This window comes from Treponema denticola (assembly GCF_024400535.1).
GTDB classification, from domain to species: domain Bacteria; phylum Spirochaetota; class Spirochaetia; order Treponematales; family Treponemataceae; genus Treponema_B; species Treponema_B denticola_C.
This window is the reverse complement of record NZ_CP038800.1, coordinates 2,384,054-2,398,078: the sequence shown is the minus strand read 5'-3', so window position 1 is coordinate 2,398,078 and position 14,025 is coordinate 2,384,054. Positions and strand designations below refer to the sequence as shown.

22 protein-coding genes and 1 riboswitch are annotated in these 14,025 nt (G+C 41.7%); of the genes, 17 read left to right on the top strand and 5 right to left on the bottom strand.

Annotated elements, in window-relative coordinates; genetic code table 11:
• Positions 1-41 precede the first annotated feature (41 nt).
• Both grdA and E4N78_RS11310 read left to right on the top strand, forming a co-directional pair.
• The gene (gene grdA / locus E4N78_RS11315) at positions 42-515 is read left to right on the top strand and encodes a glycine/sarcosine/betaine reductase complex selenoprotein A (protein WP_255810640.1); all 474 of its coding nucleotides are present in this window, start codon (positions 42-44) and stop codon (positions 513-515) included.
• Positions 516-814: 299 nt separating this feature from the next.
• The gene (locus tag E4N78_RS11310; RefSeq protein ID WP_255810639.1) at positions 815-1,084 is read left to right on the top strand and encodes a BrnA antitoxin family protein; all 270 of its coding nucleotides are present in this window, start codon (positions 815-817) and stop codon (positions 1,082-1,084) included.
• 69 nt (positions 1,085-1,153) lie between these two features.
• Here the strand turns inward: E4N78_RS11310 and E4N78_RS11305 are convergent, their stop codons facing one another.
• From E4N78_RS11305 to E4N78_RS11285, 5 genes are all read right to left on the bottom strand, one after another.
• The gene (locus E4N78_RS11305) at positions 1,154-2,629 is read right to left on the bottom strand and encodes a Na+/H+ antiporter NhaC family protein (protein WP_255810638.1); all 1,476 of its coding nucleotides are present in this window, start codon (positions 2,627-2,629) and stop codon (positions 1,154-1,156) included.
• Between the two features lie 86 nt (positions 2,630-2,715).
• Complete coding sequence (locus tag E4N78_RS11300) at positions 2,716-3,477, bottom strand: ABC transporter ATP-binding protein (protein ID WP_255810637.1); 762 nt, start codon at positions 3,475-3,477, stop codon at positions 2,716-2,718.
• Complete coding sequence (locus E4N78_RS11295) at positions 3,477-4,544, bottom strand: FecCD family ABC transporter permease (RefSeq protein WP_255810636.1); 1,068 nt, start codon at positions 4,542-4,544, stop codon at positions 3,477-3,479. Before E4N78_RS11295 ends, E4N78_RS11300 begins: the two co-directional genes overlap by 1 nt.
• A 1-nt stretch (position 4,545) precedes the next feature.
• A complete protein-coding gene (locus E4N78_RS11290) occupies positions 4,546-5,541 on the bottom strand; it encodes an ABC transporter substrate-binding protein (RefSeq protein ID WP_255810635.1) in 996 nt (331 codons plus the stop codon).
• A gap of 162 nt (positions 5,542-5,703) precedes the next feature.
• Positions 5,704-5,884, bottom strand: a riboswitch (cobalamin riboswitch).
• A gap of 113 nt (positions 5,885-5,997) precedes the next feature.
• Positions 5,998-6,147, bottom strand: a complete 150-nt coding sequence (locus tag E4N78_RS11285) for a hypothetical protein (protein WP_155117328.1) — start codon at positions 6,145-6,147, stop codon at positions 5,998-6,000.
• Positions 6,148-6,401: 254 nt separating this feature from the next.
• Between E4N78_RS11285 and tuf the strand changes: the two genes are divergently transcribed.
• The 15 genes from tuf (at position 6,402) to rplE (ending at position 14,018) form a co-directional block, all read left to right on the top strand.
• Complete coding sequence (tuf, locus tag E4N78_RS11280; protein WP_255810633.1) at positions 6,402-7,589, top strand: elongation factor Tu; 1,188 nt, start codon at positions 6,402-6,404, stop codon at positions 7,587-7,589.
• Between the two features lie 63 nt (positions 7,590-7,652).
• Positions 7,653-7,961 carry a 30S ribosomal protein S10 gene (gene rpsJ, locus E4N78_RS11275; RefSeq protein WP_255812358.1) on the top strand — a complete coding sequence of 103 codons (309 nt, stop codon included), beginning with the start codon at positions 7,653-7,655 and terminating at the stop codon, positions 7,959-7,961.
• Between the two features lie 62 nt (positions 7,962-8,023).
• On the top strand, positions 8,024-8,650 hold the full coding sequence (rplC, locus tag E4N78_RS11270; RefSeq protein ID WP_002669995.1) for a 50S ribosomal protein L3: 627 nt from the start codon (positions 8,024-8,026) through the stop codon (positions 8,648-8,650).
• 14 nt (positions 8,651-8,664) lie between these two features.
• Entirely contained in the window at positions 8,665-9,300 is a 636-nt protein-coding gene (gene rplD, locus E4N78_RS11265) for a 50S ribosomal protein L4 (protein WP_255810632.1), read from the top strand.
• A 2-nt stretch (positions 9,301-9,302) separates the two neighbouring features.
• Positions 9,303-9,587 (top strand): 50S ribosomal protein L23, encoded by a 285-nt coding sequence (locus tag E4N78_RS11260; RefSeq protein ID WP_002672216.1) that lies wholly within the window; start codon positions 9,303-9,305, stop codon positions 9,585-9,587.
• Positions 9,588-9,620: 33 nt separating this feature from the next.
• Positions 9,621-10,451, top strand: coding sequence for a 50S ribosomal protein L2 (rplB, locus tag E4N78_RS11255; RefSeq protein WP_255810631.1), 831 nt, complete (start codon positions 9,621-9,623; stop codon positions 10,449-10,451).
• Positions 10,452-10,463: 12 nt separating this feature from the next.
• Complete coding sequence (gene rpsS, locus E4N78_RS11250) at positions 10,464-10,742, top strand: 30S ribosomal protein S19 (RefSeq protein ID WP_002669999.1); 279 nt, start codon at positions 10,464-10,466, stop codon at positions 10,740-10,742.
• A gap of 4 nt (positions 10,743-10,746) precedes the next feature.
• Positions 10,747-11,109: a 50S ribosomal protein L22 gene (rplV, locus tag E4N78_RS11245; RefSeq protein ID WP_002670000.1), complete on the top strand. Its 363-nt coding sequence runs from the start codon at positions 10,747-10,749 to the stop codon at positions 11,107-11,109.
• Positions 11,110-11,111: 2 nt separating this feature from the next.
• Positions 11,112-11,831, top strand: coding sequence for a 30S ribosomal protein S3 (gene rpsC / locus E4N78_RS11240; RefSeq protein WP_255810630.1), 720 nt, complete (start codon positions 11,112-11,114; stop codon positions 11,829-11,831).
• Positions 11,831-12,250 carry a 50S ribosomal protein L16 gene (gene rplP / locus E4N78_RS11235; protein WP_255812357.1) on the top strand — a complete coding sequence of 140 codons (420 nt, stop codon included), beginning with the start codon at positions 11,831-11,833 and terminating at the stop codon, positions 12,248-12,250. The genes rpsC and rplP overlap by 1 nt, the downstream gene beginning before the upstream one ends.
• 12 nt (positions 12,251-12,262) lie before the next feature.
• The gene (rpmC, locus tag E4N78_RS11230) at positions 12,263-12,472 is read left to right on the top strand and encodes a 50S ribosomal protein L29 (protein WP_255810629.1); all 210 of its coding nucleotides are present in this window, start codon (positions 12,263-12,265) and stop codon (positions 12,470-12,472) included.
• Between the two features lie 11 nt (positions 12,473-12,483).
• A complete protein-coding gene (gene rpsQ, locus E4N78_RS11225; protein ID WP_044977703.1) occupies positions 12,484-12,756 on the top strand; it encodes a 30S ribosomal protein S17 in 273 nt (90 codons plus the stop codon).
• 18 nt (positions 12,757-12,774) lie between these two features.
• Positions 12,775-13,143: a 50S ribosomal protein L14 gene (gene rplN, locus E4N78_RS11220; protein ID WP_002670011.1), complete on the top strand. Its 369-nt coding sequence runs from the start codon at positions 12,775-12,777 to the stop codon at positions 13,141-13,143.
• Between the two features lie 9 nt (positions 13,144-13,152).
• A complete protein-coding gene (gene rplX / locus E4N78_RS11215; protein WP_255810628.1) occupies positions 13,153-13,467 on the top strand; it encodes a 50S ribosomal protein L24 in 315 nt (104 codons plus the stop codon).
• Positions 13,467-14,018 carry a 50S ribosomal protein L5 gene (gene rplE, locus E4N78_RS11210; protein WP_044977700.1) on the top strand — a complete coding sequence of 184 codons (552 nt, stop codon included), beginning with the start codon at positions 13,467-13,469 and terminating at the stop codon, positions 14,016-14,018. The genes rplX and rplE overlap by 1 nt, the downstream gene beginning before the upstream one ends.
• Positions 14,019-14,025: the final 7 nt, after the last annotated feature.

The window sequence follows — 14,025 nt, the reverse complement described above, 5'->3', positions numbered from 1 at the left end:
AGGTTATCCTGCCTTAAAAAAATTTATCCTAGGAGGATGCTATGGTTGATTTGAAAACCAAAAAAGTCATCATCATTGGTGACAGAGACGGCGTTCCCGGGGAGGCTATTAAGCTCTGTGCAGAATCGGCAGGTGCTGAGGTTGTATATGCTGCAACCGAATGCTTTGTCTGAACAAGCGCAGGAGCAATGGACTTGGAAAACCAAAAGCGAGTCAAAGAATTAGCTGAAAAATACGGTCCTGAGAACGTAATTGTTCTTTTGGGCGGTGCTGAAGCTGAATCTTCAGGTTTAGCCTGCGAAACTGTTACAGTAGGCGACCCGACTTTTGCAGGTCCGTTGGCTGGAGTCTCGTTGGGACTCTTGTGCTATCACGTGGCAGAACCGGAAATTAAGAGCCAAATAGACCCTGCGGTCTATGAAGAGCAGGTAAGCATGATGGAAATGGTTATGGACGTCGATGCTATTATCGCGGAAATTTCGGAATACCGAAATAAAGGCTGCAAATTCCTGTAATGCCTTTCGGAGCTTATGGGTTTTAAACCCTAAGCTTCTTTCGTGTTAGTCGGCGGTGCGGTAATGCAAGAATGACCCCATTCTTTAAAATGGAGCATTTTTGCAGCTGCACCGCTTTTTTTGTTTGCTTAAAAATTTAATAGTTTTTAATAATTGTGAAAAGGTATTACAATAAGTATAATCAGCATACTCTTTATGAAAATAAAAGAATGTAGACTTAGGTGTTTCAAGTTATACGGAGCGGGAACGTATAAGAATTATATCTGCCCGTATCTCTACAAAAGAGGAGGAAAAACTTTATGAAAAATGGTGCAAACAATTTTACAACTAATAGAATTGAAGAATTACGTAAAAACATAGATTTTACAGAAATTCCTGAACTTACCGAAAAAGATTTTTTGGAAGGTCATCTAAAAAATTGGAAACCTTTAAAAAAAGCCGTATCGTTTAGAATAGATTTGGATAATTTAGCCTGGCTTCAAAGCTCCGGTGTAAAAGGTTATCAAAAACGCATGAACGAGGTTCTGCGTTGGGCAAGGCAAAATGGCTGTCCTGTAAGTCAATTATAGATTTTATAAAGCATAACTACATTTAAAAAGCTGCACTGTGTTTTACCCTCAGTGCAGCTTTTTTTGCTTTTATTTTTTCTTTAACCTTACTTTCGGTTCGCTTGCGATGCCGAATTTGGGGAAGATTCTGTCGATACCGAACAGGGTAAATAATAGAATGGTTATGACCGAGATATGTGCCATAAAGTTGTACTTTATTATCTGGGTCTGACTGAATTGGTAAAGCGGATATACCGTGCCTGCGATGCCGATAAAAAAGCTTAAATAAACATGCCAAGGAATCAGCTGGGAGCCGAAGATGCCGAGGGCTGAGGAGAAGGTTGCGTTTCTCAATTTTAAGGAATAAAGGTCCTTTTCATCGCCTTCTACGTTTTCTTCCGTGATGTCTCGGATAATCGGGCCGACGGTAACTATTTGAGCCATTTCATCGGCAAGGGCTGCGTTTCCTAATAAAGAGATAATACCGTTCCAGAACATCAGCTGTCTTACATTTCGGGAAAGTTTTACGGCAAGGTTTGATAGAGGCCTAAAGGCATCCATCTTCGACATAATTCCGCCGAAGGCTGCGACCCACATCATCATTATGATAACCCACGAGCCGGCCCCTACAAAGCCGTTATACACTATGTCAAAAAAGGCAAGAAGGCCTGAAACCGTTCCTGCAAAGCGGCCTAAGATAAAGCATGAAACTATACCTGCTCCAAGGCAAAGGAGGGTAGAGTAGCCTTTTAAGGCAATCCCTATAACCAGAATGAGCGGAATTACCATGTAAACGGGGACTCCGTGCTGTACCTGATTGAGAAGGTCAACTGCGACCGGCTTTTCTTCAGCCAATTTTGTCCAAACTTCTTGGGGAATGGCTTTGATGGCTTTTTGCGGACTTACGGCATCTCCCGGGAGGCTTAAGCCTGCAATTAAAAATAAGCCTCCGGCTATAATCAAGCACACCAGAGACCAAAGCCCCTGATTTTTCATACGGTGAGTAACTTCAACCCTGTGAATGCCTGAGCTTACGACCGTTGTGTCCGAGATAAGGCCTAGGTTATCGCCGAAGCATGAGCCGCCTGCAATAGCTGCAATGCTTAAAACCAAGTTCCCATTTAAAATATGGGTCATCCACAAGAAGATAGGAGCACAGGCTGCAAAGGTTCCCCATGAGGTTCCCGTGGCAACCGACAATACCGATGAAACCAAAAAGGCAACAAGGGCTACTGTTCTGGCGGAAATGCCTATGTTTAGGCTTAAAGTTATAATCGAGGCTCCGACTCCTGTAGACATAAAGGCATCGGCCATCGCATAGGCAAACATAAGGATAAAAAATACCAGCTGCATTTCCTTAACATTGTCTACGGCGGAGTTTAAAATATCGTTGAATTTGAATTTTTCGGTTATCATAGCGACTATGGAAGCATAGATTACCGCTATAGGGGCTATGATTAAAATGTCCAGCTTAAATCCCAAGGCATTTGAAAAAGATTCTATGTTTGAAATCATCATCAAACCTGCAAGTAATAAGACCGGAGAGAGCTTAAAAAAAGCGCGCATAAAGTCTCCTTTTATGTGAAATAAGGATGCAGTGTATCATATTCATAAAAAAAAGTGTATAGGTTTGGATAAAAGATAAAAGCCGGTTAAATACTTTTAAATATTACATGGGGCTTTTTTTCTTCATCATAAATGATTTTGGCTTCTACATCATATAAGGTCTTAATTACTTCTTCTGTGATAACCTCATTTACACTGCCTGAGGCGATAATTTGTCCTTCTTTTAAAGCATATATTTTATCGCAATACATTGCAGCTATGTTAAGATCATGGATTGCCGATATAACGGTTATTTTTAAATCTTTTGCAAGGCTCATAAAGTGCAGCTGATGTTTTATGTCCAGATGGTTTGTAGGCTCGTCGAGGATTAAACAATCCGTGTTTTGCACTAAGGCACGGGCTAAAATAATTCTTTGCTTTTCTCCACCCGACAGGCTTGAAAAATTGCGGTCGGCAAAATCTTTCATATTCACTTGTTCAAGAGACTTGTACGCCAGTTCAATATCCTCGGCTGAATCCCTCTCCATAAATTTTTTATGGGGCGAGCGGCCGATTAAAACCATCTCAAGCACGTTAAAGTCAAAATGGGTGTCATTATGCTGGGCAACTACAGCCATCTTTTTTGCCGTTTCTTTAAACTGATAGTCATTTATGTTCTTACCGTCGATAAATATGGTGCCGGTTTTGGGTTTAAGAACTCGGTATATACATTTGAGTAGGGTGCTTTTTCCTGAACCGTTGGGATCGATTATGCCTACAATTCCGTTGTTTTTAATTGAAAGATCAATATCGGCTAAAATATTTTTGCTTCCGAAGTTAAATGAAAGAGAGCTGATGTCGAGAATCATTATGCTTTACCTCCAAACCCGTATTCTTTATTTATCAATAAATATAAAAATACCGGCGAACCTATAAGAGAGATTACAACCCCTACGGGTATTTCACCTAAGCTGGAAACAGAGCGTGCAAGTACGTCTGCCCATATAAGAATTATGGCTCCTATCAGTACGGATGACGGAATTATATTTTTATGATTTGTTCCCCAAAATATTCTTGAAATGTGCGGGATTATTAAGCCTATAAAGCCGATTATGCCTGCATTGTATACTAAAAAACCTACAATGGCGGAACATATCAAAAGATAAACTTGGCGGTAAATATGCAAATCCTTTCCTAATGTAATTGATACGCTGTCGCCGAGGAGCATCAGGTTAAGGGTGCGGTATTGTGTCATAAAAAAGAAGATTCCTAAAAATATAACTCCGGCAAGGAGTCCGAGGTTTTCCCATTTTGCTCCGCCGAAGCCTCCCATAAGCCAAAAGGTAATGCTTCTTATAGCTTCCCTGTTTTTTGTAGTAAAGACTATAAACGAAGAAAAGGCTGAAAAAATCGTGCTTATGGCAATACCGGCCATCAGTAATTTTGCGGAATTGGCTCTGCCTTTTATGTTGGCGGCATTTATTACGATTAAGGCTGTTCCAAAGGCGGAAAAGCAGGCACACAAGCCTACATAATTAGGCCCCAGTTTTGCACCCACGCCCAAAGCGATTGCAAGAGTTGCCCCAAGAGAAGCTCCCGATGAAATGCCCAATATATAAGGGTCTGCCAATGAGTTTTGTACTATTGCCTGCATGACAACTCCGGTTACGGCTAAGCCCATTCCGGTAAGACAGGCTAAAAGTATCCTAGGCATACGGACAATCCAAACTATGTCGATAGCCGACTTTTTAATTCCTTCAAGGCTTCCGGCACCTAAGATTTTAAATTGAGCGATTTTTAAGATTTCGGCGGGAGCTATGCGTACAGCTCCGAATCCTACCGATAGAACTATGGAAATTAAAAGTCCCGCCAAAGGAAAAAGAAGTGCTGAAGATAGAAAAACTATTTTCAGCACTTTGTTTTTATTGTTTTGCATATTATAGGTCAGGATATAAACCTGAGATAATTGTCTTTATTCCGTCATAGGTTCTTATGCCGCTGGCATAAACTTCACTTAAATTAATCGGAAAAACTTTTTTGTTTTGAAGTGCTGCTATGCTTTGTAAAGCATTATCTTTTGTGAGCATTTCTATAGATTGGTCTTTTTCAATATAGTCGCCGAAGTAAACCGTAAAGATAACATCGGGATTAAGCTCGATTAGTTCTTCCTTGCCTATTCCTTTTTTATCCTTACCTACAAGATCGGCACCGACCTGCATTGCAATTTGCCCGCCGATAGTTCTTTCCCCATAAACACGGTACTGGCCTTCTTTTTCTACTTCAATTATTATGGCCTTTACCTTTGTTTTGCCTTCGACGTGTTTTTTTGCTGCGGCAATTTCAGTTTTCATCTTATCGACAATTTCTTGAGCTTTGTCTTCTACATTGAAAATTTTACCTATATTGAGAATGTCCTGATATTCGTTTTCGAGAGCATCTTCTTTTTTTAAGCCTGAGTTTTGCCAAATGTAGGTTTTTGTACCTCTGTCATGCCAGAATTTTACATCTCCATAACGCTTTTCACCGAATAATGATGTCCATGCAAAAATAAAATCCGGTTCCATGTCGATAATTTCTTCTTTTTCAGGACGCTTGTCGCGGTAATCCACTTTGCTGAAAGCTTCTTTAAATTCGTCTTTAACCGGATCATCAAGCCCGACTGCAAGAATAAGCTTATCGGAAAGACCGAGGGCGAGCATTGTTTCGATAGGGCTTTGGTAAAAGGCGGCAACCTTTTCCGGGGCTTTTTCAAATGTAAGGTCTACAGGTTCTCCCGCATAATTATATGTGGTAATTGTTACAGGATAATGGGCTCCTTCCATTTTAGGCATTGATTTGCCCGAATTTTGTGATTGATCTTCCTTAGGACTGCATCCTAAAAAAAACGAAACTGCCAATAATAGCAGCATTGAGCGAAAAAAAATCTTTTTCATACTTCCCCCAAAAATAGTGTGTTTATTTTACGGCTTCAAACTAAAAGGTATAAGTTTATGCAGCGGGTACAAAGATACTTTTGGGATCTTATTAAGCTATAGAGAAAACAAAGATACTATAAGTTCCTTTAGTGTCCCGTACTTTATCGCTCGTAAAGCACAAGGCTTAGTCCTTTACAGGCAGGTATTCTGACTTCGAGTTTCAGCATCTTTTTAAGCCTTCCCCGATTTCCCGAGTGACATATTTTAAAAAGACTAGTCTCTTACAGCGGCGGGACCGTGACGGAATTACACCGTGCTTCCCTTTTAACCGAATTTCGGCACCTGTATGGTTTGAAAATTGTAAAGTAATTCTAAAACTTTTGTAAATTAATGTCAAGGAGTTTTTTATAAAATGAATGATTTTCCTATTGACATTTTTTATTCTTTATGGTATAAGGAACGCTGATATTGAAATTATGATTTAGGGCCTAAAAAGGGCTTTAAATCGGTATTCTTTAGAAGTTTTGCATTGCCGTAAAGCCTTTTAGGCAGGCGGATGCCGTCCTTGTTTAAGCAAATGAGGAAAGAAATCTTTAAAACTTCGCAGGATGCCAAACCAGTCATCGGAGTTACGGTTTACAGGTGATCAGGTGGGTCCGAATGCTGTCCGAAAACCTATGGGCGGTGGATAAAAAGCTTTTTTCTTTAAATAAAGAAAATGCTTAAATCTTATCTGATTTTAATCACTGTCTTATGTTTCTCCGGTTTGTTTCTTTGTTAAGCTTGTTTTTCGGTTACGAAAGACCGGTTAACTTTTTAATCTCGTCATTTTTAATGCGGGAAATATTAGACTTGCCTACGTCTTTTAGGAGGATCTCATGGCAAAGGAAAAATTTAACAGAACGAAAGTTCACATGAATGTTGGTACCATCGGTCACGTTGACCATGGTAAGACCACTCTTTCGGCAGCGATCACTACGTATTGTGCAAAGAAGTACGGTGATAAGCTTCTAAAATATGACGAGATCGACAATGCTCCGGAAGAAAAAGAGCGCGGTATTACTATCAATACCCGACACTTGGAATATCAGTCCGATAAGAGACACTATGCACACATCGACTGCCCCGGCCACGCTGACTATGTTAAAAACATGATCACCGGTGCTGCTCAGATGGACGGTGCTATTCTTGTAGTTTCTGCTCCGGACTCGGTTATGCCTCAGACAAAAGAACACTTGCTTCTCGCCCGTCAGGTAGGTGTACCTTCAATCATCGTCTTCCTTAATAAGGTTGACCTTGTTGATGATCCCGAACTTGTAGATTTGGTAGAAGAAGAAGTTCGTGAAACTTTGGCATCTTACGGCTTCCCTGAGGATACTCCTATTATTAAGGGTTCTGCATTTAAGGCTTTACAGGACGGTGCTTCCGCAGAGGATACGGCTTGCATCGAAGAATTGCTCCAGACAATGGACAGTTACTTCAAGGATCCTGTCCGCGATTCGGATAAACCCTTCCTTCTCCCCATTGAAGATATCTTTACAATTCAGGGCCGCGGTACCGTTGTTACAGGAAGAATCGAGCGCGGTATTATCAAGATGAACGAAGAAGTTGAAATTGTAGGTATTAAGCCCACAAAGAAAACCGTTGTTACCGGTATCGAAATGTTCAACAAGCTTCTTGATCAGGGTGAAGCAGGAGACAACGTAGGTCTTCTCTTGAGAGGTATTGAAAAGAAAGAAGTTGAACGCGGACAGGTTCTTGCCAAGCCCGGTTCAATTCATCCTCATACCAAATTTGAAGCTCAGATTTATGTTCTTTCAAAAGAAGAAGGCGGACGACACAGTCCCTTCTTCTCAGGTTACAGACCTCAGTTCTATTTTAGAACAACCGATATTACCGGAACTGTAAACCTTCCTGAAGGAACAGACATGGTTAAGCCCGGCGATAATACAAAGATTATCGGTGAACTTATTCACCCCATAGCTATGGATCAAGGTCTTAAACTCGCTATTCGCGAAGGCGGACGAACTATTGCTTCGGGTCAGGTAACTAACATTATCGAATAAATGATGCAAAAAACGGCGCTTGCGCTTTTTGCAAGTGCCGTTTGCATCTCTTCGGAGGAAATGATGACAAAGGAAAAGATTCGCGTAAAGCTTCGCGGATTCGATGTAGAGTTGGTTGATCAGAGTTCAAGGGCTATTGTACAGGCTGTTCAAAAAGCAGGTGCAAAGGTTTGCGGTCCTATTCCGCTTCCCACTCGGATTAACAAGTTTACGGTGCTTCGCTCGCCTCACGTAAATAAAAAGTCGCGTGAGCAGTTTGAAATGCGGACACACAAAAGGTTAATCGATATTATCGAACCTTCGGCAGAAGTTATGAATGCTTTATTGGCATTGGAGCTTTCAGCCGATGTTGATGTAGAAATTAAACAATAAGATTTAATCAAATCAATGGTAGACGGCCTTTAATCAGGGGTGCGTACCTTAGGAGAATTTAAATGATTGGACTGATTGGAAAAAAAATCGGCATGACCCAAATCTTCAATGAAGTCGGTCATCTTATGCCGGTTACGGTTATTCAGGTAGAACCCAATACCGTTGTTGCACTAAAGGACAAGGAAAAGTTCGGATACTCTTCAGTAGTGCTCGGTTTGGGTGAGCTCAAAGAAAAGCACACCAGCAAACCCTATGCAGGACAGTTCAGCGGAGACATCAAGCCTTTAAAACTTTTAAAGGAATTCCGTGATTTTGACAAAGAAGTCGCAGTAGGTGATAAGCTCGGTGTAGAGGCTTTTGAAAAAGTTTCGTATTTAGACATTACGGCAATTTCAAAAGGTAAAGGTTTTCAGGGTGTTATGAAGCGATGGGGCTATGGGGGCGGTAGAGCAAGCCATGGTTCTAAGTTCCACCGTGAAGCAGGTTCGACGGGACACTGTACAACTCCGGGTCGTTCTTTTAAAAATACGACAATGCCCGGAAGAATGGGTTTTGACAAGGTTACCGTTCAAAATTTGCAAATCGTAAAGATTGATCCTGAATTGGGTGTTATAATGGTTCGCGGTTCTGTTCCGGGTAAAAAGGATGCAACTGTATTCTTAAAATCCGCAGTAAAGCGGGCTAAATAAGGACGGTAGAAGACATGGAAAAGAAAGTCTATTCAGTCGATGGTAAAGAATTGAGGACAATTAATCTTGATGACAAGGTGTTCGGTCTTCCCGTAAATGATGATGTTATTTACTACGCCATCAATAATGAACTAGCCAATAAACGAGTCGGAACGGCTTGTACAAAGGGCAGAGCTGAGGTTCACGGTTCAAATGCCAAGCCTTACAGCCAAAAAGGTACAGGACGTGCAAGACGCGGTGATAAAAATTCCCCTCTTTTAGTGGGAGGAGGAACTATTTTTGGACCTAAACCTAGAGATTTCAGCTATTCTATGCCTAAAAAAGCAAAAAGATTGGCTATGAAGTCAATTTTGAGCCTTAAAGCTCAAAACGACAGGTTAGTGGTTGTAGAAGACTTTACGGTAGAAAGCGGAAAAACCCGCGACCTTGTAAAGATTTTAAATAACTTTGCAAAGGGTGAGCGTGCTGTTATTATTCTAAAGGACGATGATTCTTTGGTAAAAAGAGCAGGCCGCAATATTCCGCATCTTTCATTCTTGGCATATAACCGCCTTCGAGCCCACGATTTATTCTACGGCCGAAAAGTTATTATGCTTGAATCTGCCGCAAAAAATCTTTCTGAATTTTACGGATGTAAGGAGGCCGAATAATAATGGAATACAATGATATACTTATCGCGCCTGTTCTTACCGAAAAAAGCACAGAACTTCGCGAGCAGGGCAAATATGTTTTCAAAGTAGCACCTAAGGCTACCAAGATTCAGATAAAGGAAGCAGTACGAAGATTGTTCAATGTAAAAGTTACCGATTGTACTGTTGTTAATGTTCGAGGAAAGACTAAGCGTCTCCGCTACAAGGAAGGTAAAACTTCATCTTGGAAAAAGGCAACCGTAAAACTTGCTAAGGGCGAGACAATTAAGATTTTTGAAGGTGCGTAAGCCTTAATGTGCTTATGCTAAGGGGATAGCAAAATGGCTCTAAAAGAATATAAGCCGATGACGCCCGGATTGCGCGGACGAATTGATTTGCGAAAAGATGAAATTACAGCTCAAAAGCCTGAAAAGTCTTTGACTACAGGTAAAAAGAACAGAGCGGGACGCGATTCAAGAGGACGCATTTCAGTTCGAGGCCAAGGCGGCGGACATAAACAGAAATACCGACAAATCGATTTTAAGCGAAATAAATATGGTATTCCGGGCACTGTAAGGACAATCGAGTATGATCCTAACCGCAGTGCAAATATTGCATTGATTTTTTACGCCGACGGAGAAAAACGATATATCATCGCTCCCAAGGGTTTAAGAATCGGTCAAAAGATTATGAGCGGCGAAATGGCTTCATTGGATGTTGCAAATGCTCTTCCTTTGGAAGCTATTCCCGTCGGCTTTACCGTGCATAATATTGAGCTTACAATCGGAAGAGGCGGACAAATGGCGCGTTCGGCAGGTGCCGGCGCATTGGTTGCTGCAAAAGAAGGCGAATATGTTACCATAAGATTGCCTTCCGGAGAAACTCGCTTAGTAAACAAAAAATGTTATGCGACAATAGGCGAAGTCGGCAATGAAGATCACATGAATACAAGTCTTGGCAAAGCCGGTCGATCAAGATGGCTTGGAATCAGACCCACCGTTCGCGGTATGGCTATGAACCCGATTGATCACCCCCTCGGCGGTGGTGAAGGACGAGGAAAGGGAAGACATCCCGTTACTCCTTGGGGTCAGCCTTGTAAGGGTTATAAGACCCGCAAGAAGCGCAATCCTTCGGATAGCTTCATTGTCTCAAGACGAAAGAAGAAGAATTAGGGGGCTGCACAAGTGTCAAGATCAGTTAAAAAAGGACCTTTTATTGCAAAGAGTCTTTTTAAGAATGTAAACGAGATGAACAGATCGGGTAAGAAGAAACCGATTAAGACTTATTCCCGCTGTTCTACAATTATACCTGAAATGGTCGGTAACACTATTTCGGTACATAACGGCAAGACGTGGATTCCGGTTTATATAACCGAGAATCTTGTTGGACATAAACTTGGAGAGTTTGCTCCTACGCGCACATTCCGCAAACATGCAAACTCTGACAAGAAGGTTGGAAAATAGGTGAATGAAGATGACTGAAAGAACAGGATATCGAGCAACAACGAAATTTCTTATTGCATCACCTACCAAGGTAAGACCGGTGGCAAACGTCGTAAAAAACAAGCCTTATCCGGAAGCAATGGCTATTTTGGAAAATATGCCGCAAAAAGGAGCCGTCTTAATTTCTCAGACTATGAAATCGGCTGCCTCAAACGCTCTTTATAAAAACAAGCAGCTTGACGAAGATATGCTCTTTGTTAAGGAAATTATGATTGATGAAGGGCCCAGGCTAAAAAGAATTTGGTGTCGCGGCAAGGGCCGTGCGGACATTCTCTTAAAGCGCATGTGTCATATCACAGTTGTCGTTGACGAGAGAGCAGGAGAGTAGATATGGGACAGAAAGTAAACCCTACAGGATTAAGACTTGGTATAAACAAAACTTGGTCGTCTCGCTGGTATGCAGGCCCCAGAAACTATGCCGATTTACTGCTTGAAGATTTAAAGATTCGAGCTATGATTCAGGAAATCCCTGAATGTCAAAATGCTGATATTGCAGAAGTGGAAATCATCCGTCATCCCCAGAGGATTACGATTATGATTCACACGGCTCGTCCCGGCGTTATAATCGGTGTAAAAGGTGCCAATATCGAAAATATCGGAGCTATAATACAGAAAAAGCTCGGCAAAAAAGTGCAGATAAAAATTAAGGAAGTAAAGAGAGCCGAATTAAGGGCTGCTTTAGTTGCTCAAAACGTTGCACGCCAGCTTGCCGGAAGAGCTTCTTTCCGAAAGGTATTAAAACAGGCTTGTTTTAATACGATGAGATCCGGTGCTCAAGGTATAAAGATCAGAATTTCAGGACGCTTAGGCGGTGCTGAAATGTCGAGAACCGAAGAAATGAAGGAAGGACGAGTTCCTCTTCACACACTTCGGGCAGATATAGACTACGGTTTTGCTGAAGCCGATACAACCTATGGAAAGATAGGCGTTAAGGTATGGCTTTACAGCGGAATGATGTTTGGCGGAGAACAAAAAGAAGATGCAGGCGCCTTGCTCAAAAAGCAAAGAAGACCCCGCTCTGAAAAGCCCGCTCAAGCAGGGAGGCAATAATTATGTTTAGTCCCAAAAGAGTAAAACATAGAAAGGTTCAGCGCGGTAGAATCAAGGGCGAAGCTACTCGATGCAACAGCATCGATTTCGGCGATTATGCCTTAGTTTCTCTTGAGCCTTTTTTGCTTACAAACAGACAAATTGAAGCTGCCCGTGTTGCTTTAAATCGTAAGATTAAGCGAGGCGGAAAATTGTGGATTCGAGTTTTTCCGGATAAACCCTATTCAAAGAAACCCGCTGAGGTTCGAATGGGCGGCGGAAAAGGCGCTCCCGAATACTGGGTAGCGGTTGTAAAACCCGGAACTATTATTTTTGAATTAGCCGGCGTTGATAAGAATTTGGCCGAACAAGCTATGACCTTGGCAGGAAGCAAGCTTCCGTTTAAGACAAGGTTTGCAGAGCAGATTCAGGCCGACTAAGGAGCGTTTAAAATGAAAAAGAAGTCAAAGTACAGAGAAATGTCGTATAAGGAACTTGTTTCAAAACGCAATGAACTAAAGCAAAAATACATGGATTTGAGATTTCAAGCTGTGGTAGGCCATTTGGACAACCCGCTTGAAAAGAGAAGTATGCGTCGTGAAATAGCGATGTTAAATACCTTTATCCGCCAAAAAGAATTGGCCGGAGAAGGTGCAAATTAGGAGCTTAACCCGTGGAAACAACAGAAAATACAAAAAAAATCGGGAAGCGCGAGTTTGTCGGAATCGTAACAAGCGACAAGATGAATAAAACCATCGTCGTTGAAGTCCGAACTAAAAAGCTTCATAAGCTTTACAAAAAATACGTATCGAGCAGTAAAAAATACAAGGCTCACGATGAAGAGAACACAGCTCACATCGGAGATACAGTACGAATTGTAGAGCATAAGCCTATCAGTAAAGAGAAGGCTTGGATGCTTACTGAAGTTATTGAGCGGGCTAAGTAAGGCAAGGAGTTAAGGTAAATGATACAGGTTGAAACAAGATTAAACGTTGCCGATAACTCAGGCGCTAAACTCGTCGAATGTATTAAGGTTATCGGCGGATCAAAACGCAGATATGCAGGTATTGGGGATATAATCGTTGTGGCAGTTAAAGAAGCCTTGCCCACATCGGTTATTAAAAAGGGCACGGTAGAAAAAGCCGTTATTGTGCGTGTTTCAAAAGAATACCGCCGTCCCGACGGAACTTATATTCGCTTTGATGATAACGCTTGCGTAATCGTCGACGATAATAAAAACCCTAAGGGAAAACGTATTTTCGGCCCTGTAGCCAGAGAGCTTCGTGATCATGATTTCATGAAGATAGTTTCTCTTGCTCCGGAAGTTCTTTAAGGAGAGTTTATGGCAGGAAAGATGAAGATTCACCGCAATGATAGTGTTGAAATTATTGCAGGTAAGGAAAGGGGCAAGCGGGGCGAAGTCGTAAAGGTCTTGCAGGAAGATAATAAGGTTATCGTCGGCGGGCTTAATATGACAAAAAAAGCCATGCGCAAACGAAGCCAGCAGGATCAGGGCGGAATTGTAGAAATTGAAGCTCCGATATCTGCATCCAATGTTATGATTATATGCAAGAAGTGCGGCAAAACCCGAATTGCATACGAAATAAAGGACGGCAAAAAAATAAGAGTCTGCCGTAAGTGTGGAGAAGCGTTATAATGAGTAATTACGTACCTCGGCTTAAGAAAGTCTATACGGAACAGATCATGCCCGAGCTTAAAAAGGAATTTAACTACAGTTCCGTTATGCAAATTCCTCGGCTTAAAAAAGTCGTAGTAAGCATGGGTGTTGGTGTAGCTCTCACGAATAGGAAACTACTTGATGCTGCAGTAACTGACCTTGAAACAATCACCGGTCAAAAAGCTGTGAAAACAAAGGCAAGAAAGAGTATAGCAAACTTTAAACTTCGTGAGGGAAATGAGATTGGGGCAATGGTAACACTGCGCGGTGCTAGAATGTATGAATTCTTAGACCGCTTTATCAATGTTGCTTTGCCGCGTGTTAAGGATTTCCGCGGAGTTAACCCGAACGGTTTTGACGGTCGCGGAAACTATTCAGTGGGTATTACCGAGCAGATCATCTTCCCCGAAATCGACTTCGATAAGATTGAACGTATTTCTGGATTGAATGTGAGCGTAGTAACTTCTGCCGAGACTGATCAAGAGGCAAGATCGCTTCTTGCAAAGTTTGGTATGCCCTTTAGGAAGTAAGAGAGGA

Bases quoted from the DNA above. Each gene is read 5' to 3' on its own strand.
- rplD (WP_255810632.1), top strand. From the start codon at position 8,665: ATGGAAAAGAAAGTCTATTCAGTCGATGGTAAAGAATTGAGGACAATT.
- rpmC (WP_255810629.1), top strand. From the start codon at position 12,263: ATGAAAAAGAAGTCAAAGTACAGAGAAATGTCGTATAAGGAACTTGTT.
- rplN (WP_002670011.1), top strand. From the start codon at position 12,775: ATGATACAGGTTGAAACAAGATTAAACGTTGCCGATAACTCAGGCGCT.
- E4N78_RS11300 (WP_255810637.1), bottom strand. From the start codon at position 3,477: ATGATTCTCGACATCAGCTCTCTTTCATTTAACTTCGGAAGCAAAAAT.
- E4N78_RS11310 (WP_255810639.1), top strand. From the start codon at position 815: ATGAAAAATGGTGCAAACAATTTTACAACTAATAGAATTGAAGAATTA.
- E4N78_RS11260 (WP_002672216.1), top strand. From the start codon at position 9,303: ATGGAATACAATGATATACTTATCGCGCCTGTTCTTACCGAAAAAAGC.
- rpsJ (WP_255812358.1), top strand. From the start codon at position 7,653: ATGACAAAGGAAAAGATTCGCGTAAAGCTTCGCGGATTCGATGTAGAG.
- tuf (WP_255810633.1), top strand. From the start codon at position 6,402: ATGGCAAAGGAAAAATTTAACAGAACGAAAGTTCACATGAATGTTGGT.
- rplB (WP_255810631.1), top strand. From the start codon at position 9,621: ATGGCTCTAAAAGAATATAAGCCGATGACGCCCGGATTGCGCGGACGA.
- rplC (WP_002669995.1), top strand. From the start codon at position 8,024: ATGATTGGACTGATTGGAAAAAAAATCGGCATGACCCAAATCTTCAAT.
- rpsC (WP_255810630.1), top strand. From the start codon at position 11,112: ATGGGACAGAAAGTAAACCCTACAGGATTAAGACTTGGTATAAACAAA.
- rplE (WP_044977700.1), top strand. From the start codon at position 13,467: ATGAGTAATTACGTACCTCGGCTTAAGAAAGTCTATACGGAACAGATC.
- E4N78_RS11290 (WP_255810635.1), bottom strand. From the start codon at position 5,541: ATGAAAAAGATTTTTTTTCGCTCAATGCTGCTATTATTGGCAGTTTCG.
- rplX (WP_255810628.1), top strand. From the start codon at position 13,153: ATGGCAGGAAAGATGAAGATTCACCGCAATGATAGTGTTGAAATTATT.
- rplV (WP_002670000.1), top strand. From the start codon at position 10,747: ATGAAGATGACTGAAAGAACAGGATATCGAGCAACAACGAAATTTCTT.
- E4N78_RS11285 (WP_155117328.1), bottom strand. From the start codon at position 6,147: ATGACTGGTTTGGCATCCTGCGAAGTTTTAAAGATTTCTTTCCTCATT.
- E4N78_RS11295 (WP_255810636.1), bottom strand. From the start codon at position 4,544: ATGCAAAACAATAAAAACAAAGTGCTGAAAATAGTTTTTCTATCTTCA.
- E4N78_RS11305 (WP_255810638.1), bottom strand. From the start codon at position 2,629: ATGCGCGCTTTTTTTAAGCTCTCTCCGGTCTTATTACTTGCAGGTTTG.